We start from the raw sequence: 22,267 nt of genomic DNA, 5'->3' as shown, positions 1-22,267 counted from the left end.
AAAATCCGCCTCCCTTATAAAAGGAGGTGGATTTTTCAATTAAGCGTAGATGCTTTTATACCATTCTTTTGCAGCTTGTACTTCAGGCATTGTTAGTTGATGACCAAAATTAAACCATTTCGTCGTTACTTTGGCACCTGCAGCACTTAAAAGAGTTTCTAAATCCTCAGACTCCTGTGCTGTACACATCGGATCATTCGTACCAGCACCGATAAACACAGGTGTTGGAGAAAGTTGCGGTAATTCAATACCACGTCTTGGTACCATTGGGTGATGCAAAATAGCTCCTGCTAACGCATCATCGTAGTGGAATAATAAGCTTGCTGCAATATTAGCACCATTCGAATACCCTATTGCTACAATTCGTTGGCGATCAAAGCCATATTGCTGTGCTGACGTCTTTAAAAATTCATGAAGCTCCTTTGTACGAAAGATTAAATCCTCAATATCAAAGACACCTTCGGCTAATCGGCGGAAAAATCGTGGCATTCCATGCTCAAGTACATTTCCGCGAACACTTAAAATATTGGCTGTTTCATCTATTTCTTTTGCCAGCCCAATAAGACTTTCCTCATTACCACCTGTACCATGTAGCAATAATAATGTCGGCTTTGTTTCGTCTGTACCTTTATAAAAAATATGTTGCACTGACAGTCACCTCTCAATTATCTTGAATTCGAGATAATTGTAGCCTGTGGCAAAATTAAATTCAAGCTCTTTGACTTATTAATTTCACGATTTTCACGATTTGGCTGTTCTTCGTGATTTTTATAAAAATTAGTAATGGTATAAACTGAAAATAAACATGCCGCAATCACAACAACAATAACAATTCCCACTAATTTTTTTCCGTTCATCTATCATGATCCCCCGTATTTCTTATTTCTTTGTACGAAAGCCTTCTTCTAGTAAATATTCCTTTGCTGCCTCATACGTACCAAATGCCTCTTCCAGATTGTCTCCATGATACACGTTCCACGAACGTTGCTCAAAAGCTAGCTGTAACTGACTACCATCGCGACTATGCCAAATCTCTACAATTGGCTCCTGCTCTTCTACTTCTTCAGATAAATATTGGATTGCGTCTTCAATAATTTCACGAAGTTGTTGTTCATCGTAATCACGGATATTTACTAATCCTTTATCATTAGCCTCATTCTCATAGCGTAATAAATCTCCTACAAAGACAAAGCCATTGCCGTTTGGATGTAATTTCTCAACTACAATCGTCTTTTCGTAAAGACTGTCCATGTAATGATAATTTAGGCGCTTTAAAGAAATTTCTTTTTTTGTTAGCTCAGAAAACGATTCAATAATCGCTTGTTTTTGTTCAAATGTTAGCATATAAAAAATGCTCCTTTTCTTTACAATCTATCTATCAGTATAACTCATTTTTTCCTATTGTATCGTGTCGTTTCTAAATCATTTTTGCGCAAGAAAATAGGACAAGCTAATATTAGCTTATCCTATTTAAACTTATGAGGTTTGATTAAATATTTTTTCACGTGTGAATTTTATCACCTGTGCAACATACAATTCCCGATAAGGAACAAATTGTGCAGTACCTACTGGTCTGACAATTCTCACACGTTGACCATCAGGGAAATATTCATACCCTTCAATATTAAGTGTCGTCGTTTCTCCCAAGAAGAAAGCCTCCGCCTCATTTAGCCTCGCTCTAACTACACCCGATACTTCTTCATACTGCAAAGCAAAGGAATCCCAATCATGCTTGAAAGGATATATGTAGACATGGCAAAATTCATTGTCGATCATATTTTCAGAAACGATACTACAAGATGTCATGCCCATTTTGACAACTTCATGGACATCAATATTAAGTCCCAATTCTTCTTTTACTTCTCGAATGCCTGACTCTACTGTCTCAATCGCTAAAAGATGTCCTGCTGCTGTAATATCGAGTAACCCTGGATAATCCTTTTTCTGTGAACTACGTACTTGAAAATAAATATAGTCTTCATTTACAAGCCAGCAATGAAAAGTCTCATGCCAAAGCCCCTTTTCATGCACTTCCGCTCTCGTAGCTGTCCCAATTTGCTCATGCTGTTCATTAAATACCTTTACAATTTCTTGTTCCATTGTTTCGACTCCTATACTGACTTCGTCGCTTTTTTCTTAATTGCATTACGTTGATCATAAATATTGGATACGATAACCTTTAAGACTGCATAAAATGGTACAGCGATAATAATACCAATAAAACCTGCTATATTACCTGCCGCTAAAATAATTGTAATAACGGTAAGGGGGTGGATATCAAGTGATTTCCCCATGACATTAGGTGTAATAAAGTTGCTGTCTATTTGCTGAGCAACCAGCGTCACAACCGAAACCCACACCACTAAAATTGGATCTTGAATAACTGCCACAATCAGGGCTGGCGCAAAGGCAATCCAAGGCCCGATAAATGGAATCATATTCATAAAGAATGCAAAAATCACTAGTAATAACGAATAGTCTAATCCGATAATTAAATAGCCTACATACATTATTAGTGCTAATAAAAAACTAATTTGCAGTTGGCCCTGAATGTAGGTACGTAATACATCATCAATTTCACTTAACGTTTTCTTTACCCATTGCTGACGTTCACCACTGAAATATTTATAGATGGATGGAGCAAACTTCTCATGATCCTTCAGCATAAAAATAAAGAAGAACGGAATTAAAATGGCTAATAACGACACAGATACAATGGATTGTAAAAAGGACACAAAACCTTTACTCGCCACTACTGCAATATCTTGAACCGAATTCGCCATTTTTTCGATAACATCATTTAATTGCTCAGGGAAGTTATCCTTATTTTGCGTTACATAGTCTGTTAATTGCTGGATGCTCGTACTAATACTCGTACTAATCATAGGGGCATTTTTCACTAATTTATTGACCTGCTCGGCAATCGGGTTACCAATAATCCAGCCAAAAATACCTACCATTGCTATTAGTCCGAACACAATCGTCAATATACTTCCCCATCGAGGAAATCTACGTTTTTCTAAAAATCTCTGAATTGGTTCCGTCACATAATAGAGAACACCACCAAGTAGTAAAGGCACAAAAATGGCTTTTAATATGATGACAAGCGGTGAAAAAATCCAATGAATTTCTATAAAATATTTAATGATTAATAGTGTAAGTAGTATCCCTACCCCTACTTGAAACCAAACTTTCCTTGTCACTTTCTTTCACTTCCTTTAATAGCAGTTACTGAAAATACTACTGATATATTAACCATTTCGCAAGTATCCTAGTATTTTTTTACAGAACTCCTCTGACAAACTAAAAAATTCGCTCACTTCCCCAATAATAGTTATCGTGGAAGTGAAACGAATTTAAGTCATCAATTATAGAGAAGAATCATCTATGGAATTTAAGAATGTCTCAATTTCTCCAATAACCGATTCAACACAGCCATCCTCAAATGGCGAGATTAAACCTGCCTCTTTTACAAGCTTTGTAAAGGACATAGAGCCACCTAAACCACAAAGATGAATATAGTCTTTCCAAGCCGCTTCAAATTCTTCACGTGAGCGTTTCCAGAATTGGAAGGCACAAATTTGTGCTAACGTGTAATCAATGTAGTAGAACGGACTTGCATAGATGTGAGCCTGACGTTGCCAAATGCCCCCAGCCTCTAGGTAGCTGTTATGATCATAGTCACGGTGTGGTAAATACGTTTCCTCAATTTTTTTCCATGCAGCTTTACGTTCAGCAGGAGTCATTGTTGGATTTTCATAAATAACATGCTGGAACTCATCTACTGCCACACCATATGGTAAGAATAAAAGACCACTACTTAAATGTGTAAATTTATATTTCTCTGTATCACCTTCAAAGAACAGCTCCATCCAAGGCCAAGTAAAGAATTCCATACTCATCGAGTGAATTTCACAAGATTCGTAGGTAGGCCATAAATACTCAGGAATGCCAATGTTACGACTTGAATAAACTTGGAAAGCATGTCCAGCTTCATGTGTTAATACATCGATGTCACCTGAAGTACCGTTAAAATTTGAGAAAATGAATGGGGAATGATAGTTTTCAATAAACGTACAATAACCACCACTTTCTTTCCCTTTCTTCGCTACAAGATCCATTAAGTCATGGTCAATCATGAAATTAAAGAACTCTCCTGTTTCAGGTGAAAGTTCCTCATACATTTTTTTACCGTTTGCTACAATCCACTCAGGATTCCCTTTTGGTGTAGCATTACCTGATAAGAAGTTAAGTGCTTCATCATAAAATTTAAAATCTTCAATGCCAATTCGCTTTGCCTGACGCTCGTAAAGCTTCGTTGCAACAGGCACAATTAAATCACGTACCTGATCACGGAATTTTTTAACCATATCAGCATTGTAATCAATCCGATTCATACGAATATAGCCTAGTTCAACATAGTTGTTATAGCCAAGTTTAATTGCAATTTCATGGCGTACCTTGACAAGTTCATCATATAAACGATCGAATTCATCTTCATGCTGTTCAAAGAAGCCAAAGCGAGCATCCGTTGCCGCCTTACGTGTTTCTCGATCCGTTGACTCTGCAAACGGACCAAGTTGAGCGAGTGTTAATGTTTCCCCATTAAAGTCAATTTGTGCAGATGCAACAAGCTTATTGTACTCAGAAACAAGTTTGTTTTCTTTTTGCATCAAATCAATAACTTCTGGTGAGAAGCCTTTAATTTGATAAGTTGCTAGATCAAATAATTGTTGTCCCCATTTTTCTTCTAATTGCTCACGAAATGGTGAATCAATTAGAGCTTTATAGTATTCCGTCGTTACTTCTTCTAGCTCAGGACCTACTTCATCGAAATAGTCACGTTCTGCTTGATAAAATTCATCGTTCGTATCGATTGAAGCACGAATATATACTAAATTAGCCATTGTCGCAAAGTCATTACTAATTGCATTGTGCTTTTCAATGATATTACTTTGCTCGTCCATCGATTGTGCTTGTTTAAATTGCTCAATGAGTGCTAACTGCTGCTCTTTCATTGATGCCACATTTGGACGGCTGTATTGATATTCTTTAAACGTTGTCATAAAAGTCCCCTCTTTCTGTCCTATACCCCGTAATATTTCTATTATATGCCAAATAGAATCTATTAAGAAACAATTATCTCTTTTCTGTTCCATGATTTTTTGAGAAAGAAGCAGTTCCTAAATATAATGGCGTTGTTGTTTTAATAGCCCACAATATATGTTTTTAATAACGCCGCTCTTTCTCTTATTCTTAATTTTGCTTCTACTGATTTTGGTGTTCTTGCTGATAGAACATCTACTTCAAAATCTAACGATTCAGCAAGATATTTTGCACGTTTCAAATGGAAGTCATTTGAAACGATGGTAATTTTCTTTGTCTCTTTTGGTAATAATTCTTTAGAGAATACTAAATTTTCATAAGTAGATGTAGATTGATCTTCTATGATAATTCTCGCGACATCGATGCCATGCTGTTCCAAATAGTCTTGCATTACAGATGCCTCTGTACGATCTTCATCAGGTCCTTGTCCACCTGACACAATGACCTTAACATGTGGGTATTTTGTTAAGTATGGAACAGCCACCTCTAATCTACTTTTTAATGAAAGCGATGGTACACCACCTGGCCTTACTTTTGCTCCCAATATAATCATATAATCAGCTGAACCATTGGCATTCGGTTCCATACCCTGATCAATTTCTTTTCCCAGCCAAATATAAAGAACGATTCCAATACCGATTAAAATAACACCAATTGTCATCAGCCACCTTCTCACAAATCATTCCTCCTTTACCTTTTATTAACGATGATAAAAAGAAAAGGATGCTTGTTAAGCAAGCACCCTGAAAGATATTATCTCAATATAAATCGTTTAATAGACTCCTGTAAGGCAGATATTTCATCAGTTAAATCATTGGAAGATTCGCTAACGAGTTGTATTGCGCGTTGTTGCTCATCTACAGATGCTGTTACCTCTTCAGACGCAGCAGCATTCTTTTCACTAATCATCGCAATGCTTTCAATCGATTGCATAATCGTATTCTTAGAGCTATTTAAATATTCTACGCTATCTGTTGTATCGCCTATAATGGCTATGATTTTTTCAACAGCTAATTTAATTTCTTTAAAGGATGATTCTGTTACCATGACAGAATCATTTTGTTGACTTACAATGATATGGGTTTTCTGCATTTCACCATTGACTAAGTTTGTTTCACTTTCAATGCCTTTTAGCGTCGTGCGTACTAGCTCAGTTGCTACAGAGGTTTGATCAGCAAGTTTACGTACCTCTTCCGCGACAACTGCGAATCCTTTACCTTGTTCACCCGCTCTTGCTGCTTCAATAGAGGCGTTAAGTGCAAGTAAATTCGTTTGATCTGAAATCTCCGTAATCGTCCCCACGATGCCTTCAATTTCACGTACCTTGACAATTAAGCTACCAAATACAGACTGAATATTCTGAACGAGAGTTGAAGACTCCCGCGACTTATCCTTTAAGCTTTCTAGATTAACTAGGCCTTCTTCATTTGATTTTTTCATATGCTGTGAGGCATCTAACATTAATTCATTTTTATCATGCAATCCTTCTATTTGCTGCGCAAACTCGATAGCCGTTCGGTTTGTATCCTCTGCATCAGATGCTTGCTTGACTGCACCCTTGGATACTTCATTGATTGCTTTGACGATTTCATCACCATAGGCATTTGTCTCTTCAGCTACTGCGGTTAAATTTGCTGAAGTTGATTGTATTTCTACAATCGCTTCCTCCACATCTGAAATAAGTGTTTTAAGTTGTTGTACCATTTCATTAAAGCCATCATTTAACTGTCCTATTTCATCCGAGCGCTGTAAATGCTCAATTTCAACCGTTAAATTCCCTTTTGCTACTTCACGTACACGTTTAGATAATTTTTGAACTGGTAATGCCAGATGTCTTGATACAAGAATGACAACGATTGTCCCAATAATTATGGCACCTACTAATGTCAAACCAATTACTAGCAATAAAGAATTCGCCTCTGCATTAAAATCCTGCATATATGTACCTGATGCAATAATCCATCCCCAATGTGGATCTTTCTCAGAATAAATAATTTTATCCGCTAAGACATCCTGACCTGGTAGTTCAAATTCATATTGTGTAAAACCACCACCATCAAGTGCCTTTTCAGTTACTTCTCGAATAAAGTAATTGCCACTGCTATCTTGGTCATTCCAAAGATTATCTCCTTCTCGTGTTGGATGTGTTGTTAATGTTCCCTTATCATCCAACACATAGATATAGCCATATTCCCCTAAATCACCCGGATAATTAATAGGCCGTTTTCCTTCGCTATCTTTCGGACCAAGAAATGCTTCACGTACTCGTTCCTGTGCAACCTCTAAGGGTATGTCACCCTTTTCAACACTCTCGTTTGCGAGCTCGATTAATTGCAAAGCAGATTCAACACTATTGTAAAGTACCTGTTCTCCTATATCCTCCATCCCATTCTTAGCCTTACCATAACTAACTATACCAATTATTAAACTTGGAATAATTAGTAGTGCCAATGAAATAATAATCAATTTCCCCTGTATTGAACGTAAAAACTTCATACTTTAGCCCCCCCTATTTTCTTCGTTCAACAATATATTACTTTATATTATGTTATGGTTTGAAAGTTTTCACAATGGGTAAAGCACAAATTATTTTCTTATTTCCCTTAATATGGTTTGTTTTATGCTAATCTCCAGTTAAATTTTTAAATGCCAAAAATAAAAAGAACTATTTCTCCACAAGACATAAGCTTATAGAGAAATAGTTCTAAACTAATCATAATTTAAATGTATTAATCGTTTCTATAACCTCTTTCGATGTTTGATCTAATATTGTTACAACTTCATTTAATTCAGAAACCATCGTTACTTGTAAATCTGAGGCAGTTGCTACTTCCTTTGTTCCTAGGACACTATGCTTCGCAATAGCATTCATCTGTTCGGTAGTAGCTAATACTTCCTCAGAGCCTGCTGACATTTCTTCAATGACAGCAGAGTCATCTTGAATTTTATTATTCACCTCAAGGACAGATTGCAATATTTTCTCTAGACTTTCACCTATGTGTTGCACTGCTTTATTGCCTGCTTGTACATCTATGGTACTACTAGCCATCTCTTGTAACGCTCGATCAGTAATTTTCTTAAAGCTTTCTAAATGCATGTGTATTTCGTCAGCAGATGCTTTAGACATCTCTGCAAGTTTACGAACTTCATCTGCCACGACCGCAAATCCTTTACCAGCTTCTCCTGCTCTAGCTGCTTCTATTGCCGCGTTTAAAGCTAGTAGGTTGGTTTGATCCGCAATACTCGTAATGATGGTCACCATCTCTTCAATTGATCGGAACTTATCACCCATTTCCTCGACATGATTAGCCGTACGTAAAACAGAAGATTCTACGTTTTGAATTTGTGATACAACTTCTTGAGAATGACTAACACTTGTTTCCACAAGTCCCGTCATTGCTGATGATGACTCTGCAATTTCTGAAGTTGTATCAGCCAGTCGTTGAATACCAATCGACATCTCATTCATAGTTAATACAACCTCTTGATTATTTTGCTGCTGTTGCTCACTACCAGCAGCAATTTCAATAATTCGATCTGCAATTTGAGCGTTTGATTCTTCCACATGCTGAGAAGTCTCATCAATTTTTTGAACAACATTTTGTAAAGCAAATGTGCGTTGTTGAATCGTATGGAAAGTTTCTTTTAATTTTTGTAGTGATTCTCTGAAGGATTGTGCAAATATTGTAATTTCATTTGCTCCTTTTAGCTGGATTTTCTCCACTGCTATCGTTGCCTTAGCAATATCACCTTGAGCAAAACTTTGTGCTGCATCACCTAAATGTGCAAGAGGTTTTAACGCTCCATTAATATAACGATATAGGATGAACATAACAATACCTGTTAAAGCTAATATGACAATAATTAATGCAGGTAAAATAGCCGTTAATACGGCATTCGCAACATTGCTTACCTCTGTTGCTTCTATATCGACCCCAACAAAGGCAACAGTATTCCCTGCCTCATCCTTTAATGGAACAGTACCAGATAAATAATCTCCAAAATCACTATGTAAAATAGCGGAATAATAACTTCCTGTATTCTTTACCTTTTCAATATCCTTGTAGTATGTGGTGGAGGACTCATCTCCTATAGCTCCAGCATTTTCTTGATCATCTGCTGGCATACCGTCCACTAAAAAACGTACCTTTTTATCTTCCTGTGGTACTGCGAAAGTATAGGCATAGAGAACACCATTTATTTCACGTAATTCGTTGAGCTCTTCTCGAAGTCGCCAATATAACTCAGATTCTTTTGGTTCCTTTGAGAGTTGTTCATATTCAGCAGCATTTAGATGTTTTGCAATATTCTCAGCAACTGCAACTGCCTGTGTTCCCATGGTTTTATTAACAGATGATTTTGCTGTGTAGATAGTTGTTATAACGAAAAAAGATAACAAAGCCACTAACATTACCAATAACATTAACACTATTTTATTGCTTAATTTGCCTGTCGCTCGCATACTTTCCTCCTTTAATATACTGATATACTAATATCTTAATAGTTCCTATTGTACTATTTTTTCAACTATTTCGACAATAAATCTATGATATTAAGCATATCCAAATAATTAATGCAATTAAAGTGGCGAACAGTGTCGGAATGGTAAGAATAACACCGATTTTAAAATATTGTCCCCAGCTAATTTTAATGCCTTTCTGGGCTAATATATGAAGCCATAGCAATGTTGCCAGTGAACCAATCGGTGTCATTTTTGGACCTAAATTCGTACCAATTATATTTGCATAAATCAGTCCTTCTTTCATCATGCCCGATGCACTTGTTTCTGAAATCGCCAAAGCATCTATCATAACAGTAGGTAAATTGTTCATGACAGCAGACAAAATGGCAGCGACAAATCCCATTGTCATCGTTGCTACTACGAAGCCCTGTTGTATAGCTAGTTCAAATAAATTTGCTAACATTCCTGTCATCCCTACATTTTTTAACCCATAGACAACCACATACATGCCAATTGAGAAGAACACAATACTCCATGGCGCTCCTTTTACAACTCTTTTTGTATCTACCACAGAGCTACGCTGTGCTAGCCATAAGAATATTGCAGCGACCCCACATAAAATAAAAGATACAGGGATGTGTAAAACCTCACCAGCTACGAAGCCCACTAATAGAATCCCAATTACATACCAAGCGATCGAAAATAATTTGGGATCTCGGATTGCCTGACTTGGTTGCTCAACGGCCTCAAGAGAATAATGTTGTGGTATGGAACGGCGAAAAACAATGTAAAGTACTACTATACTTGCCACTAACGAAAAGAAATTCGGTACAAGCATATGAACTGCATAATCTATAAAGCCTATATCGAAAAAGTCAGCGGATACGATATTCGTTAAATTGCTAATAACGAACGGTAACGAGGTTGTATCTGCTATAAATCCACTTGCAATAATAAATGGAAAGATCATTTTTTCACTCAAGTTCAGTTTTCTCACCATCGCTAAAACGATCGGCGTTAGAATTAAAGCACCCCCATCGTTCGCAAACAAAGCCGATACAACAGCTCCAAGGCAACTAATATAAACAAATAAGCGAATTCCACTTCCCTTTGCAAGTCGTGCCATATGTAGAGCAGCCCATTCGAAAAAGCCAATTTCATCTAAGATGAGTGAAATTAAAATAATACCAATAAATGATAGCGTTGCATTCCAAACAATCCCCGTTACCTCTAACACATCCTGCCAGGTTACTACACCTATTAATAGCGCAATAGCTGCTCCTATACAGGCTGACCAGCCAATTGATAGTTTTCGTGGTTGCACTATGACAAAAAATAATGTGACTAAAAATAAAATAATGGCTAAAGCAGTCTGCATCGTTTTCCTCCCTAATTAAAAACCAGTAGCTTAAATGCTACTGGTTTACTCATTTTGTTAATATTTATTCGCCTAAATCTGCATTGTGGAAAACATTTTGTACATCTTCTAAATCTTCTAATGCATCAATTAGTTTTTCAAACTTCGCTACATCGTCGCCAGTTAAAGTCACTTCTGTTTGAGGCAACATAGAAAGCTCTGCTACTGTAAATTCTTCTACGCCCGCAGCCTTTAATGCTTCTTGTGTCGCAAAGAATTGGTCTGGCTCTGCATAAATAATTACCGCTTCTTCCTCTTCTAGAATATCGCGAGCATCAATATCAGCTTCCATTAAAATCTCTAGTACTTCATCAGCGGTTTTACCTTCTAAGCCAATAACTGCTGTTGAATCGAACATATAAGCTACAGATCCACTGACACCCATATTGCCGTTATTTTTACCAAATGCTGCACGTACATCTGATGCTGTACGATTTACATTGTTTGTTAAAGCATCCACGATAATCATTGTGCCGGCTGGTCCAAAGCCTTCATAACGTAATTCATCAAAGCTTTCATCACCGCCACCTTTTGCTTTATCAATGGCTTTTTCTATAATATGTTTTGGAACACTGTATGTTTTTGCGCGTTCAAGCACTACTTTAAGTGCACGGTTTGACTCTGGATCTGGTTCGCCTGATTTAGCTGCCACATAAATTTCTCGCCCAAATTTTGCATTAATACGGCTTGTGCTTTGATCTTTAGACGCTTTCTTTTCTTTAATATTGTTCCACTTACGACCCATTGTTTCCACTCTCTTTCAAAAGATAAATTTATAAAAATAATAGATACACAGTTGTATATCTGTAAATGGTAATTAAATACTTATCGTATCTTTACTCTGCAAATAATAACACAATGATGCTTACAAAGCTAGATATACCAATGTTTAAGGTAGCATTTTTCTAAAAAAATGGCTGTTAAAATTTACGATTTTAGCGCCATCTTACAACAGCTCTTGTTTAATTTTTGCTAGCAATGCCCGACAGCCTTCTTGCACCAATTCATAGGTTTCCTGAAAATCACCTGTATAATAAGGATCCGGGACATCCTTACGATGCGCTGTTAAATCTAAAAAACGAAAAATCTTTGGCGAGTTTGGATTGCCTAGTATTGTGCGGATATTACGAATATTGCTTTCATCCATTCCAATAATATAAGCAAACTTTTCAAAATCAGACTTTTGTAATTGTCGACCTTGCATATCTATTGTAGAAATACCATATTCCCTAAGCTTATCCTGTGTACCTCTATGTGGAGGTTCGCCAATATGCCATGAGCTAGTAGCAGCGGAATCCACTTCAATTTTATCTTCTAAATGCTCTTTCTTCACCATGTCGCGCATGACCGCCTCAGCCATGGGTGAGCGACAGATATTACCTAAACATACGAAAAGTACTCGAATCATTTTATTTTCCTCCTACAACAAAGCACTCAAAATCAATTTGATTCTGAGTGCCGTTTGCTTTTATTTTACGGGAATACGTTTCTGTAGTTCTTCTGTTAGAGCAACTAATTCATGCTCAAGGTGTTGAGTAAACTGCTCACGACCTTCTTTACCCTTGCCTGTTACATAAAAAGGCTCACCATAAATTAAATAGCCTTTGCCTCGCTTCATTACATCACCCACATTACGTGCACCAACATAAGCAGCTGGAACAATTTGCGCCTTTGCCAACTGTGCAATGGTAATAGCCCCTTGTTTTAAATCTGTTCCTTCTGCACTACGTGTCCCAGAGGGGAAAATCCCTACAATTTTACCTTCCTTCAATAACTGCGAAGGAATTTTAATCACGCTTGGTCCAGGATTATCACGGTCTACCGGAAAAGCATTTAAATGCTTAACAAGCCAGCCAAGCCCTTTCATTTCAAATAATTGCTTCTTCGCCATAAAGTGAATTTCACGAGGGTACATGGCTACACCAAGGTTTAAAATATCCACATAGCCAGTATGTGTACAAGCTATAATAAACCCACCCTCTTTCGGCAAGTTTTCTTCTCCGTATACACGAGCCTTTGAACCCATTAATTTTAATATTACTTTGACAACATTTGCTGCTAGTTTATACACTGTTACATTCCTACCTTATTCAATAGTTATTCCCATTGTAATCGAAAATACCAGTATACTGCAATTGCAGGTGACCAACTTAAACCTTCCCTACTAATAGATCCACATCAATCGTGATTTCATTTAGTTCAACGGCTGTTTGTTCTGCTTTATGCCAACCCATTGGTGTCATCTCTAATAGAGCGGGTACTAGCTCTTCTGAAAGCGGTAAAGTATAAGTTACACGTTCTACGTTTACCTCACAAAAACTTTCTTGAAAACGAGCTACAATTTGTTCATTAGAATAAGTTTCCTTGTTTGAATCTGCATATAATTGAGCACGCAGTTCCCGCAAATAACCACTTTGCGGTACAACCTTCACAAGACAGCCATTCGGTGTAAGAAGTCGTTTAAACTCCTCATAATTTGCTGGTGATAGTATATTTAAAATGGCATCGAAACTCGCTTGAGCAAATGGACTTTTAGCTAAATCCCCTACACACCAAATTTGTTGAGGATAATGACGTGCTGCAGCCAAAATGCCCTCCTTCGCTATGTCAATTCCAACGCCAATACCATGATCTCTATCATTCATAATGCGAGCTAAATGTGAGCCCTCTCCACAACCAGTATCGAGCACCGTTTTTGCAGAGCTTATAAGCTCACCGATTCGGGCTTCTACAGCATCATAAATCCCACTATCAATAACAGCCTTGCGGGATTCAAAAAGGCTCTTACTATATTTAGAAGCGGCGTTATGTGTCAGCATATTGACATAGCCTTGTTTCGCAATATCAAAGGAATGGTTAGAAGTACAAACCAATCTCCCCTGCTCATATACATGCATTGATTGCTGACAGATTGGACAAGCAAAAAGGGTGATATGTTGATCCATTAATGCCGCCCCGATAGCACGTTTCGATAATGCGCCCATTTCTATGCCTCCTTTTTGTCGTTCGGTGATACAAGAGCATAACGCTCCCATTTACGACTTTTCCATCTAAAGTATACGATAATTGCCCGCACCCATTCATCTGCTGAAATGGCTAGCCAAATTCCGACCAAGCCCCAATCCAATACAAAGACAAATAAATAGCCAAGCGGCAGGCTCATGCAAACCATTGATAGAAAACCAATTTTCACAGGGAATCTAGCATCCCCAGAAGCGCGTAAAGAGTTAATGACAACGATATTCATTGTGCGACCAGTCTCTAGCAAAATACTTAATGCTAACACGGATGCCCCAATCTTAATGACTTCTGGATTATCAGTAAATACCTGCATAAGTGGCTTACGGAATAGCGTAACGACTGCGACCATAATAATCGTAAAAGCAAATGCTGCACGAACACTTTTCCATAGCTGATGATACGCCTCATCTTTTTCTCCTGCACCTACATGACGACCAATAATAATGGCTGTTCCTGTACCAATGGCAATTGCAAATAAATACGTAAACATCGAAATATTCATAGCATATTGTCGTGCTGCTAGTGTTTCTGCTCCTAAGTAAGTCGCATAATATAAAAAGATGATTTGGCAAAATTGATAAAGTACCTGTTCAAACGCAGATGGTAAACCAATGTTTAATATTTTTCTCACATATTCCTTTGAATACTCAAAAAAATATTGTAACTTTACGCGCACTTCCATTACCTGATACAGCAACCAGAAAAATACTAGGACGGCTAATCCGCGACTAATGACAGAGGAAATAGCCGCTCCTTTCACACCAAGCTCTGGTAAACCTAAATTCCCAAAAATAAGACCGTAGTTTAGCACAACATGTAAGACGTTCATGCCAAGCGAAACGTACATAGTTTGTTTTGTCCAACCATGTACACGAATAATTGCAGCGAGTGCATTAATAATAGCCTGTAGGAAAATAAAACTCCCAATGATGGCTAAGTAACTTTGTGCATAGTGGAGTACTTCTCCCTGCAAGTTCATCATTGTCATTAAATGTCTCGCAAAGAAGAAAAATAAAATACTCATTAAAAGCCCAACGACCAAATTCATCGTGACCGCTAACGCCGAGATCTTGGCCGCTTCAAAAAAGCGTTTGGAGCCTAAATACTGAGAAACAACAATAGATGCACCATTGCCCACTACCTCCAGAATCAAGATGGCAATATGGATATATTGATTGGCTGCACCTACTCCTGATACAGCATTATCTGATAAAGCACTGAGCATAAAAGTATCGGCTAGTCCCATCAACATAAATAGAAAAACTTCTAAGAAGATTGGCCATGTTAAATGGAATAGACTTAACTTATTTGTCTCTTTAATTGTGTCTGCCAATACTTTCACTTCTCCTATTTTTTCTTAAAAATCTATTGTATCTTATCACAAATATTCAGACTGTAAAGAGATTTATAGGAAGACAGTGCTTCCACATAAAAAATCCCTTTCACATCGTGTGAAAGGGCTCATTTTTAAATTAAGCAATAAGATTGTAATTGCTCTCGTTTTTCAATTGTTAGGCCAAATTCCTGCTCTAAAAACCCAGTCTTAGAACCATAGCGACGATCCATCGCATCCAATGCTGCTTGTAAATAGTCTTCACGGGCGGACATTAATGCATAAAATTGCTGTAGTTCTTGCTCATTATACTGATGCTGAATAGCCTGAGCCATTCGTTCTACCATTGGACGTAAATGTATATTAGTATCTAAATAATCCTCCATGATAGTCTCCACGGGTACATCTAAAGCTAGTAAAATAAGTGCTCCTCCAATACCCGTTCGGTCCTTACCAACTGCGCAATGATGTACAAGACCTAGATTATTAGGATTTTGAATCGTTTGCATTAACTCTTTAAATGAAAGATTGTTAAAAGGCATTTGTGCATAAAAATCCCGAAACATCTCAGGGCTTACCACTTTATAGAAATCTCTACCACCAGCATTGGTTGGCATTTCAAAAGCATGATTACCCTTCGCTGGGATTTGTATATATTGAGCATGCGAGAACACTGGGTTAGGATTATGATACGCCTCATTGTTATCGCGATAATCAAAAATGGTCTTAATCCCTAACGTTTCAAATAGCTCTTTATCCGACAGTGTCATTTTTCCAAGGGCAGCTGAGCGGTAAAATAAACCGTTCTTTACCCTACGCCCATCTTTTGTTTTATATCCACCCATGTCTCGGAAATTATAGACTGCTTCAAATGGAATTACCTTTGTCTCTAATTGCTCCAATCACTACACCTCCTAAGATTATCAAGCATACTTACTTTTATTTTAAAGAACAAACTACATTAATTCCAATTTTCACGCTAGGTAATAATTTAAACCACATAAAAAATGCTAGCTGAATGGCTGACAGCTAGCATGGAAACATTTCTTATTTAAATAACTCTGGGTACACAGCCTTCGCTACTAATTCTACAGCTTCACCAATACGCGGACCAGGTCGATTAGAGATATCTGTATCAATGGACAATACCGCTTTGTTTTGAATAGCTTTCACAGTATTCCAACCATCTCGTCCAAGAATTTCTCCTATTGGATCTTCTGTATAGTTTACTGTTGTTAAAATAACATCTGGATTTTTCGCAATAACATCTTCCTCATTCACTTTTGCCCAGCTATTCAAGTCAGAAAAAACATTATTAACATTAGCTGCATCTAATATTTCTTGCTGGAAAGTGCTAGAGCCTGCTGTATATATATCTGGCTTAGGGCTAACCTCTAAATAAACATTTTTCGGCGTTTTTACATCCTTCACCTTCGTTTGTACTTCAGCAATTTTCGCTTTAATCTCTTCGTTTAATTTATTTCCTTTATCAGGAACATCCATCACAGCAGCAATTTGTTCGATATCTCCATAAACATCGTCGAAAGTAGTCGCAGATTGAATAACAAACACTTTAATTCCTGCGTCCTCAAGCGGCTTTAGGGCATCCTTATCACCGATTGTATAAGCAATGACAACATCTGGCTTTAACGCTATAATTCTTTCACTGTTAAAGTTCGTAGTATCAGAGACACGTTCAATTTTTTGTGCTTCCTCTGGGTAAGTATCGTACTCAGTTGCTCCTACAATTTTATCGCCAACACCTAAAGCAAACAAAATTTCAGTATTACTTGGTTGTAAAGATACAACTGTTTTTGGTACTTCTTTAAACTCTATTTCCACTCCACGGTCATCTGTCACTTTATAGCTTGTTTTCTCTGCTTGTTGTGTATCTTGCGAAGCATCTTTATTTTTTGTATCTTCAGCAGTGCCACAGCCTGCTAATACCAGTGCAAGTAAGAGCACTGATAGCCATTGGAAATTAAATACTTTTTTCATTGTTATTCTCCTTTTTCTTTTTCATTGGGTAGGATTTACTAATAAACGGTATTTCCGCTATTCCAGCTTGCTGATTCATAAAAACAGCCATGACAAAACATACATTAGCTAATAAACCAAGGTAATCGAAAAGAATAGCTGGAACCTCTCGTTCTTCTGATACTTTGTGTAAAGTACGATATGATTTTTTTGCCTCACTGCGACAAAGATGTAAGGCTGCAGCAGCCTCTGTTCCTTGAGGTAAAACAAAACTTTGAATCTCTTCCTTCACATGGCGAACGTAAAAATCATAACGTTCACTTAACCAAGATAAATCCTCTTCAGTTACTGCTAATTTCCCACGTACTGAGCCATTCACATGATAAGCCATAGGTAACATAAGCAATAAATCCTCAGCAACAACTTGAACATCCTCTTTTTTTACCGCAGCTAATGCAACTCCTAGATGTGTTGTCAGGCTATCTGTTCGAATTTCAAAATCGACCGTTGAAGCTTTCTCACGCATAAATGGATAACAAGAATAACGGGCATCTTTTTTCACTTGCTTCCCCCCTATTTTCTATAATGAAAAATTCTTATTTGAAAGGCATAAAAAAGTCGCTCCTTTTTGCAAAGGAACGACAAAAATAACATAATGAGCCATCAAACTGGACAAAGCCTATGTATTTGCCGTATATCCTCCTAGCTTCCGAGAAGTTTTTATACGTTCAAATAAAGGTCGGTCTCCTGGCTTGTACAGTTCGTCACATGAAACGAATGTGTTATAAAGGACCTTCCCATCTTCTTTGAGACAGTGGTAAATCTTTATAATGGCTGCACTTACAGTTGCGGAAACAGCTCCGGTTTTTCACCGGATTCCCGATTATGCTAATTAGCACCTTTATTCTGCAAGAATATTTCATTTGTAAAGCAGTTTATCATATATGCTTCAGAAAAAATAGCTGTACACAGTTTTAAAATATAGCATTATTTCTACTTGAAGAGAAAACCCTAACAAATTTTTACATTATTAAGAAATTTACTATAATAGTGTTTCAATTGCTTTTTCAATATCGAGCTGTGAATCTGTTGGTTCAAAGCGTGCGACGGTCTTACCATTAGCATCTACTAGAAATTTTGTAAAGTTCCAGCGAATATTACGACCATCTAAAAAGCTTGGGGCAAGTTGAACAATTGCTTCTGCCAACATTTTCTCCTGCATACTTGCCTTCCCAAACTCTCGGTAATCCACTTCATGCTTTAAATAATTAAAGAGTGGATGGGTAGCCTCTCCATTTACCTGTACAAGCTCAAAAATCGGGAATGTGACCCCATAGTTTACCTTGCATAGATGCTTAGTTTCCTCCCCATCTTCAGGATTTTGATGGCCAAATTGATCACAAGGGAATCCAAGAACTACAAAATTCTCTTTTCCATATCTATCATACATTTTCTGTAAGTCTTCAAATTGATATGTAAATCGGCATTGGTTTGCCGTGTTAACAATTAACATTGTTTTTCCACGATATGTTTCCATCGATAAAATTTCGCCATTAGGCTTCCGAACTAGATAATTATAAATGCTCATGCATAATCCCCTTTTTTCATTCATTATAGTTGACTATTCTATCGTTCATCAAAGAATTTGCACAAAAAAACACCACCTCGCTACTTTGAACGGATGGCTGACTTATACTTCTTTTTATATTTAGCATCTTGTTCTTCATTAATTAAACGATGGGCAATATCTAATAATTTCGAGTCATTTGTTTGATCATATAACTTTTTAAATGACATTATAATATCCTGACGAATAAGAGATGGCTGTTTTTCATCTATACATGTTTGAAATCTTTTAGCTAGATACGATACAACCAAATCTCTTTGTACTGGACCCGCCTGTCCAATTTTCCAAATTGCTTGTAATGCATGCCTTGCCGTAGCAGATTGTTCATCGTAAGTCACAGCCCAAATCTTTAAAAAATCCTCCAAGACCCTTTCTTCTGGATCACTTTTTGCAGCTAAAGCGCATAAAATTTGTGCAGCACGTGCACGAGAATAACCATTATTGTATGTAAGAGCTTTTATTAGCTGTTCCCAAACTGCATATGTCCAATCTACGGGTTCTTGCATAATTTTTATTAATTCCTCGTAAGATTCATATTGAATATCGCGATCATGCTCTGTTAGATTACTAAAAAGTTGCAAAATCTCTTTTTCCATAATTCATCCCTACCTTTATTGTTTCAGAACGTAATAAAATTTGATTTATGGTACACTTAACTTAATTTTTTTCGCAAAGAAGGTGAGTTTATGAATAAATTTAATGCTAGGAAATTGATTTTTCGGTTGATTGTGATAATATCACTACTTCTAGCTGCCTATTTTGTTATCCCAGTGTCCATGCCTTTAATACTTGCTGGGATTAGTGCATTTTTCTTAGAACCAATTGTCATGTTCTTTAAACGGAAATGGAAAATGTCACGGAAAATAGCAGTTGCTTTTATTTACATAGTGAGTGTTATTGTTATATCTATTATTTGTTATCTTTCTATTACACAAATAATGACACAAATAATTTTACTATCTAAGCAAGCTCCCTATTATATTTCCAAGCTATCAGATATGTGGCTTCATATGCAAGAAAATATTTCTAAATACACAGAAGACTTTCCACCTGAAGTAAGTGCTTCGCTTCAAAAAACCACTATGGATTTCATAAAGAAAGTCGAAGAATCCTTTTTAAGCTTCTTTAATTATAGCAAAGTTTCTGCCTTCTTTTCAGAGATACCCAGCCTATTTATCAGTCTTCTCGTTTATATGATTGCGCTATTCCTATTTATGCTTGATTTGCCTAAGTTAAAGCAAATCACTTATAAATATTTAAAGCCCAATACAGCAAAGAAGATAAAAATTATTTTAAATCGCTTAAAAGATGCAACATTTGGCTATATGAAGGCTCACTTATTTGTAAGCTTTATTATTGGAGGCGTCACACTCATTGGACTGCTATTAATCCAACCGAAATATGCAGTAACAATGACGATTATTATCTGGTTAATAGATATTGTACCATTCCTAGGCTCTATCATTATTCTAGCGCCATGGGGACTTTACCACCTGTTGATGGGAAACACCTCTATAGCTGTAAAATTATTCATCTTAGCTGCTATTTTACTTATTATTCGTCGAGTAGTCGAGCCTAAATTAATGGGAGACCATATCGGTTTATCCACTTTACCAACATTAATTTCCATGTTCATAGGTCTACAGTTATTTGGTATTATCGGTTTACTTGTCGGCCCATTCGTTATTATTTTCTTTATTGCCTTGAAAGAGACAGGTGTCATCAAAGTAAATTTTAAAATTTAATATCAATTTAATATGCAGGAAAGTCTCTTTTCAAGAATAGAAGTAGTCGTCTTGTTTCTTTTGAAAGAATAGCATTCCAAAAACAAAAAAGGTCATCTTTGTATATTTTTCTCTACAAAGATGACCTTTTTCTTATCTCAACCGTCTATATATTAGTGAGGCCTATTGAATACGTCCAAAGCCTACTAAGTATTGATTCCACCAATCAAGTGATTCAATTACGACACCATTGTTTTGAGCGTCGATCATTGTGTTATTACCTAAATAAATACCTACGTGAGCTACACCTGAACCATAGCTGAAGAACACTAAGTCCCCAACGCGTGCTTCACCTGCTGAAATGCGTTGTGTTGCTAAATATTGTTGTGATGCTGTACGAGGTAAAGAAACACCCGCTTGCTTATATGACCATTGTACAAGACCTGAACAGTCAAAACCTGTCGATGGGTTGCTACCACCCCAAACATAAGGACGTCCTAGGAATTGTTTAGCTGTTGAAATGGCATCTCCTGAAGAAACAGTGCCAGCTCCTGACCCAACAATAATTTTTTGTGGTTCGCCTCCACCATTATTCTGAGTTGCTTGTATAACTGGTGTAGCTGCTTGAAGTGCACGTAAACGAGCTGCCTCTTCTTCAGCTGCTTTACGCTCTGCTTCTAAACGTTCTTCTTCTTGTTTCGTTGCAATTTCAGCTTTTAATGCAAGTGATTTCGCTTCGTTCTCAGCTTTCTTCACTTCCATTTCGCTTTCTTTTTGCTGAAGCTCTTGGAATTGTTTTTGAAGTTCCTTTTGTTTTTCATCTAATGTAGCTTTTTGTTGCTCTAAGCTTGCTTTATCTGCTTCCTGTTGATCCACTAATTCTTGGTCAGCATCCATTAATGTTTTTACCGCTACGACACGATCCATTAAATCTGCAAAGCTTTTTGCCTCAAGCACTACATTTAAATAAACACCTACAGTGTTGTCTTGCGCTTGATATGCAGCCATACGCTCACTTAAAATTTTTGAACGTTGCTCGATACGTTTTTGTGTTTCAACAATACTAGCATCCACTTCTTTAATATCTGCTTGTACTTGTTTAAATACCTTTACTTTTGCGTCGATCTCTTGTTGTAGTTTCGTTAGTTCTTCTTGTAATTTTTTAATTTGTGCATCTATTTCAGCCTTTTTCTCAATCATTTGTTGAGAAGTTTCTTCGGCATGTACTTCTGTTGGTTGAATTGTATTAAATAATAAGCCGCCAGCTAGTGCTAATGCTAGCACCATCGACTTACGCCATTTGTTACGCTTAGCCACGTTACCTTCATTTCCCTTCATCTATCAATTTCGCTCTCGATATTCTATGTAATCACTTGAACGATTTCTATTTTAATTAAATGTTCTTATATTTATTTTAGCCTTTTAAAGTTTAGCATTTTCTACATAACTTTTATACTATTTCATGTCTATTTAATACATTAGTAAAACTCGAAATATTTCTGTAACATTCGCACTTAAACTACATTATTCTACATAATACATTTTTCTTCTACACAGAGAAACTATTAGCTAATTCGACATTAGACCTAACAGATATTTT

22 protein-coding genes and 1 riboswitch are annotated in these 22,267 nt (G+C 36.9%); of the genes, 1 reads left to right on the top strand and 21 read right to left on the bottom strand.

What is annotated here, in order from left to right:
- Positions 1–39: 39 nt before the first annotated feature.
- The 20 genes from AC1RFD_RS19225 to AC1RFD_RS19130 all read right to left on the bottom strand — a co-directional run bounded on the left by AC1RFD_RS19225 (position 40) and on the right by AC1RFD_RS19130 (position 19,539).
- Complete coding sequence (locus AC1RFD_RS19225) at positions 40–648, bottom strand: alpha/beta hydrolase (RefSeq protein ID WP_066038002.1); 609 nt, start codon at positions 646–648, stop codon at positions 40–42.
- 17 nt (positions 649–665) lie between these two features.
- Positions 666–857: a hypothetical protein gene (locus tag AC1RFD_RS19220; protein WP_004231917.1), complete on the bottom strand. Its 192-nt coding sequence runs from the start codon at positions 855–857 to the stop codon at positions 666–668.
- Between the two features lie 22 nt (positions 858–879).
- Positions 880–1,344: a hypothetical protein gene (locus tag AC1RFD_RS19215; protein ID WP_004231915.1), complete on the bottom strand. Its 465-nt coding sequence runs from the start codon at positions 1,342–1,344 to the stop codon at positions 880–882.
- A gap of 132 nt (positions 1,345–1,476) precedes the next feature.
- A complete protein-coding gene (locus tag AC1RFD_RS19210; protein WP_036079462.1) occupies positions 1,477–2,100 on the bottom strand; it encodes an NUDIX hydrolase in 624 nt (207 codons plus the stop codon).
- A gap of 11 nt (positions 2,101–2,111) precedes the next feature.
- The gene (locus AC1RFD_RS19205; protein WP_048394176.1) at positions 2,112–3,203 is read right to left on the bottom strand and encodes an AI-2E family transporter; all 1,092 of its coding nucleotides are present in this window, start codon (positions 3,201–3,203) and stop codon (positions 2,112–2,114) included.
- 165 nt (positions 3,204–3,368) lie between these two features.
- Complete coding sequence (locus tag AC1RFD_RS19200; RefSeq protein WP_492475188.1) at positions 3,369–5,066, bottom strand: M3 family oligoendopeptidase; 1,698 nt, start codon at positions 5,064–5,066, stop codon at positions 3,369–3,371.
- A gap of 140 nt (positions 5,067–5,206) precedes the next feature.
- The gene (locus AC1RFD_RS19195; protein ID WP_288585318.1) at positions 5,207–5,782 is read right to left on the bottom strand and encodes a YdcF family protein; all 576 of its coding nucleotides are present in this window, start codon (positions 5,780–5,782) and stop codon (positions 5,207–5,209) included.
- A 77-nt stretch (positions 5,783–5,859) separates the two neighbouring features.
- The gene (locus AC1RFD_RS19190) at positions 5,860–7,602 is read right to left on the bottom strand and encodes a methyl-accepting chemotaxis protein (protein WP_492475187.1); all 1,743 of its coding nucleotides are present in this window, start codon (positions 7,600–7,602) and stop codon (positions 5,860–5,862) included.
- A 217-nt stretch (positions 7,603–7,819) separates the two neighbouring features.
- Positions 7,820–9,568, bottom strand: a complete 1,749-nt coding sequence (locus tag AC1RFD_RS19185) for a methyl-accepting chemotaxis protein (protein ID WP_328023504.1) — start codon at positions 9,566–9,568, stop codon at positions 7,820–7,822.
- Positions 9,569–9,650: 82 nt separating this feature from the next.
- On the bottom strand, positions 9,651–10,946 hold the full coding sequence (locus AC1RFD_RS19180; protein WP_492475186.1) for an arsenic transporter: 1,296 nt from the start codon (positions 10,944–10,946) through the stop codon (positions 9,651–9,653).
- 64 nt (positions 10,947–11,010) lie between these two features.
- Positions 11,011–11,730, bottom strand: coding sequence for a YebC/PmpR family DNA-binding transcriptional regulator (locus tag AC1RFD_RS19175; RefSeq protein WP_004231899.1), 720 nt, complete (start codon positions 11,728–11,730; stop codon positions 11,011–11,013).
- A 201-nt stretch (positions 11,731–11,931) separates the two neighbouring features.
- Positions 11,932–12,393, bottom strand: a complete 462-nt coding sequence (locus AC1RFD_RS19170; RefSeq protein WP_066037998.1) for a low molecular weight protein-tyrosine-phosphatase — start codon at positions 12,391–12,393, stop codon at positions 11,932–11,934.
- Between the two features lie 60 nt (positions 12,394–12,453).
- Complete coding sequence (locus AC1RFD_RS19165; RefSeq protein WP_048394163.1) at positions 12,454–13,056, bottom strand: lysophospholipid acyltransferase family protein; 603 nt, start codon at positions 13,054–13,056, stop codon at positions 12,454–12,456.
- A 79-nt stretch (positions 13,057–13,135) separates the two neighbouring features.
- Complete coding sequence (locus AC1RFD_RS19160) at positions 13,136–13,969, bottom strand: putative RNA methyltransferase (RefSeq protein ID WP_048394161.1); 834 nt, start codon at positions 13,967–13,969, stop codon at positions 13,136–13,138.
- A gap of 2 nt (positions 13,970–13,971) precedes the next feature.
- Positions 13,972–15,339 carry an MATE family efflux transporter gene (locus AC1RFD_RS19155; RefSeq protein WP_103118914.1) on the bottom strand — a complete coding sequence of 456 codons (1,368 nt, stop codon included), beginning with the start codon at positions 15,337–15,339 and terminating at the stop codon, positions 13,972–13,974.
- 134 nt (positions 15,340–15,473) lie between these two features.
- Entirely contained in the window at positions 15,474–16,241 is a 768-nt protein-coding gene (locus AC1RFD_RS19150) for a tyrosine-protein phosphatase (protein ID WP_048394158.1), read from the bottom strand.
- 145 nt (positions 16,242–16,386) lie between these two features.
- Entirely contained in the window at positions 16,387–17,337 is a 951-nt protein-coding gene (locus AC1RFD_RS19145) for an ABC transporter substrate-binding protein (RefSeq protein ID WP_103118915.1), read from the bottom strand.
- Positions 17,321–17,878, bottom strand: coding sequence for a hypothetical protein (locus AC1RFD_RS19140; RefSeq protein ID WP_004231886.1), 558 nt, complete (start codon positions 17,876–17,878; stop codon positions 17,321–17,323). The genes AC1RFD_RS19145 and AC1RFD_RS19140 overlap by 17 nt, the downstream gene beginning before the upstream one ends.
- 158 nt (positions 17,879–18,036) lie before the next feature.
- Positions 18,037–18,234: riboswitch (cobalamin riboswitch) on the bottom strand.
- A gap of 124 nt (positions 18,235–18,358) precedes the next feature.
- Entirely contained in the window at positions 18,359–18,904 is a 546-nt protein-coding gene (locus tag AC1RFD_RS19135; protein ID WP_103118917.1) for a glutathione peroxidase, read from the bottom strand.
- An 80-nt stretch (positions 18,905–18,984) separates the two neighbouring features.
- A complete protein-coding gene (locus AC1RFD_RS19130) occupies positions 18,985–19,539 on the bottom strand; it encodes a hypothetical protein (RefSeq protein ID WP_054549633.1) in 555 nt (184 codons plus the stop codon).
- Positions 19,540–19,629: 90 nt separating this feature from the next.
- Here AC1RFD_RS19130 and ytvI point away from each other — a divergent pair, with 90 nt between their 5' ends.
- Positions 19,630–20,688 (top strand): sporulation integral membrane protein YtvI, encoded by a 1,059-nt coding sequence (ytvI, locus tag AC1RFD_RS19125; RefSeq protein ID WP_048394150.1) that lies wholly within the window; start codon positions 19,630–19,632, stop codon positions 20,686–20,688.
- 162 nt (positions 20,689–20,850) lie between these two features.
- Here ytvI and AC1RFD_RS19120 read toward each other — a convergent pair whose 3' ends face one another.
- Positions 20,851–22,005 (bottom strand): C40 family peptidase, encoded by a 1,155-nt coding sequence (locus AC1RFD_RS19120; protein WP_004231877.1) that lies wholly within the window; start codon positions 22,003–22,005, stop codon positions 20,851–20,853.
- Between the last annotated feature and the right edge of the window lie 262 nt (positions 22,006–22,267).

It is taken from the genome of Lysinibacillus sp. GW823-FHT02G10, from assembly GCF_058797135.1.
The sequence above is the reverse complement of the archived record's forward strand: the minus strand, read 5'-3'. Positions and strand labels throughout refer to the sequence as shown.

What these genes read in the sequence shown, in the direction of transcription:
- AC1RFD_RS19130 (WP_054549633.1), bottom strand. Translation starts at nt 19,539, where the DNA reads ATGGAAAAAGAGATTTTGCAACTTTTTAGTAATCTAACAGAGCATGAT.
- AC1RFD_RS19215 (WP_004231915.1), bottom strand. Translation starts at nt 1,344, where the DNA reads ATGCTAACATTTGAACAAAAACAAGCGATTATTGAATCGTTTTCTGAG.
- AC1RFD_RS19190 (WP_492475187.1), bottom strand. Translation starts at nt 7,602, where the DNA reads ATGAAGTTTTTACGTTCAATACAGGGGAAATTGATTATTATTTCATTG.
- AC1RFD_RS19210 (WP_036079462.1), bottom strand. Translation starts at nt 2,100, where the DNA reads ATGGAACAAGAAATTGTAAAGGTATTTAATGAACAGCATGAGCAAATT.
- AC1RFD_RS19145 (WP_103118915.1), bottom strand. Translation starts at nt 17,337, where the DNA reads ATGAAAAAAGTATTTAATTTCCAATGGCTATCAGTGCTCTTACTTGCA.
- AC1RFD_RS19200 (WP_492475188.1), bottom strand. Translation starts at nt 5,066, where the DNA reads ATGACAACGTTTAAAGAATATCAATACAGCCGTCCAAATGTGGCATCA.
- AC1RFD_RS19135 (WP_103118917.1), bottom strand. Translation starts at nt 18,904, where the DNA reads ATGAGCATTTATAATTATCTAGTTCGGAAGCCTAATGGCGAAATTTTA.
- AC1RFD_RS19220 (WP_004231917.1), bottom strand. Translation starts at nt 857, where the DNA reads ATGAACGGAAAAAAATTAGTGGGAATTGTTATTGTTGTTGTGATTGCG.
- AC1RFD_RS19185 (WP_328023504.1), bottom strand. Translation starts at nt 9,568, where the DNA reads ATGCGAGCGACAGGCAAATTAAGCAATAAAATAGTGTTAATGTTATTG.
- AC1RFD_RS19175 (WP_004231899.1), bottom strand. Translation starts at nt 11,730, where the DNA reads ATGGGTCGTAAGTGGAACAATATTAAAGAAAAGAAAGCGTCTAAAGAT.
- ytvI (WP_048394150.1), top strand. Translation starts at nt 19,630, where the DNA reads ATGAATAAATTTAATGCTAGGAAATTGATTTTTCGGTTGATTGTGATA.
- AC1RFD_RS19120 (WP_004231877.1), bottom strand. Translation starts at nt 22,005, where the DNA reads ATGAAGGGAAATGAAGGTAACGTGGCTAAGCGTAACAAATGGCGTAAG.
- AC1RFD_RS19160 (WP_048394161.1), bottom strand. Translation starts at nt 13,969, where the DNA reads ATGGGCGCATTATCGAAACGTGCTATCGGGGCGGCATTAATGGATCAA.
- AC1RFD_RS19180 (WP_492475186.1), bottom strand. Translation starts at nt 10,946, where the DNA reads ATGCAGACTGCTTTAGCCATTATTTTATTTTTAGTCACATTATTTTTT.
- AC1RFD_RS19170 (WP_066037998.1), bottom strand. Translation starts at nt 12,393, where the DNA reads ATGATTCGAGTACTTTTCGTATGTTTAGGTAATATCTGTCGCTCACCC.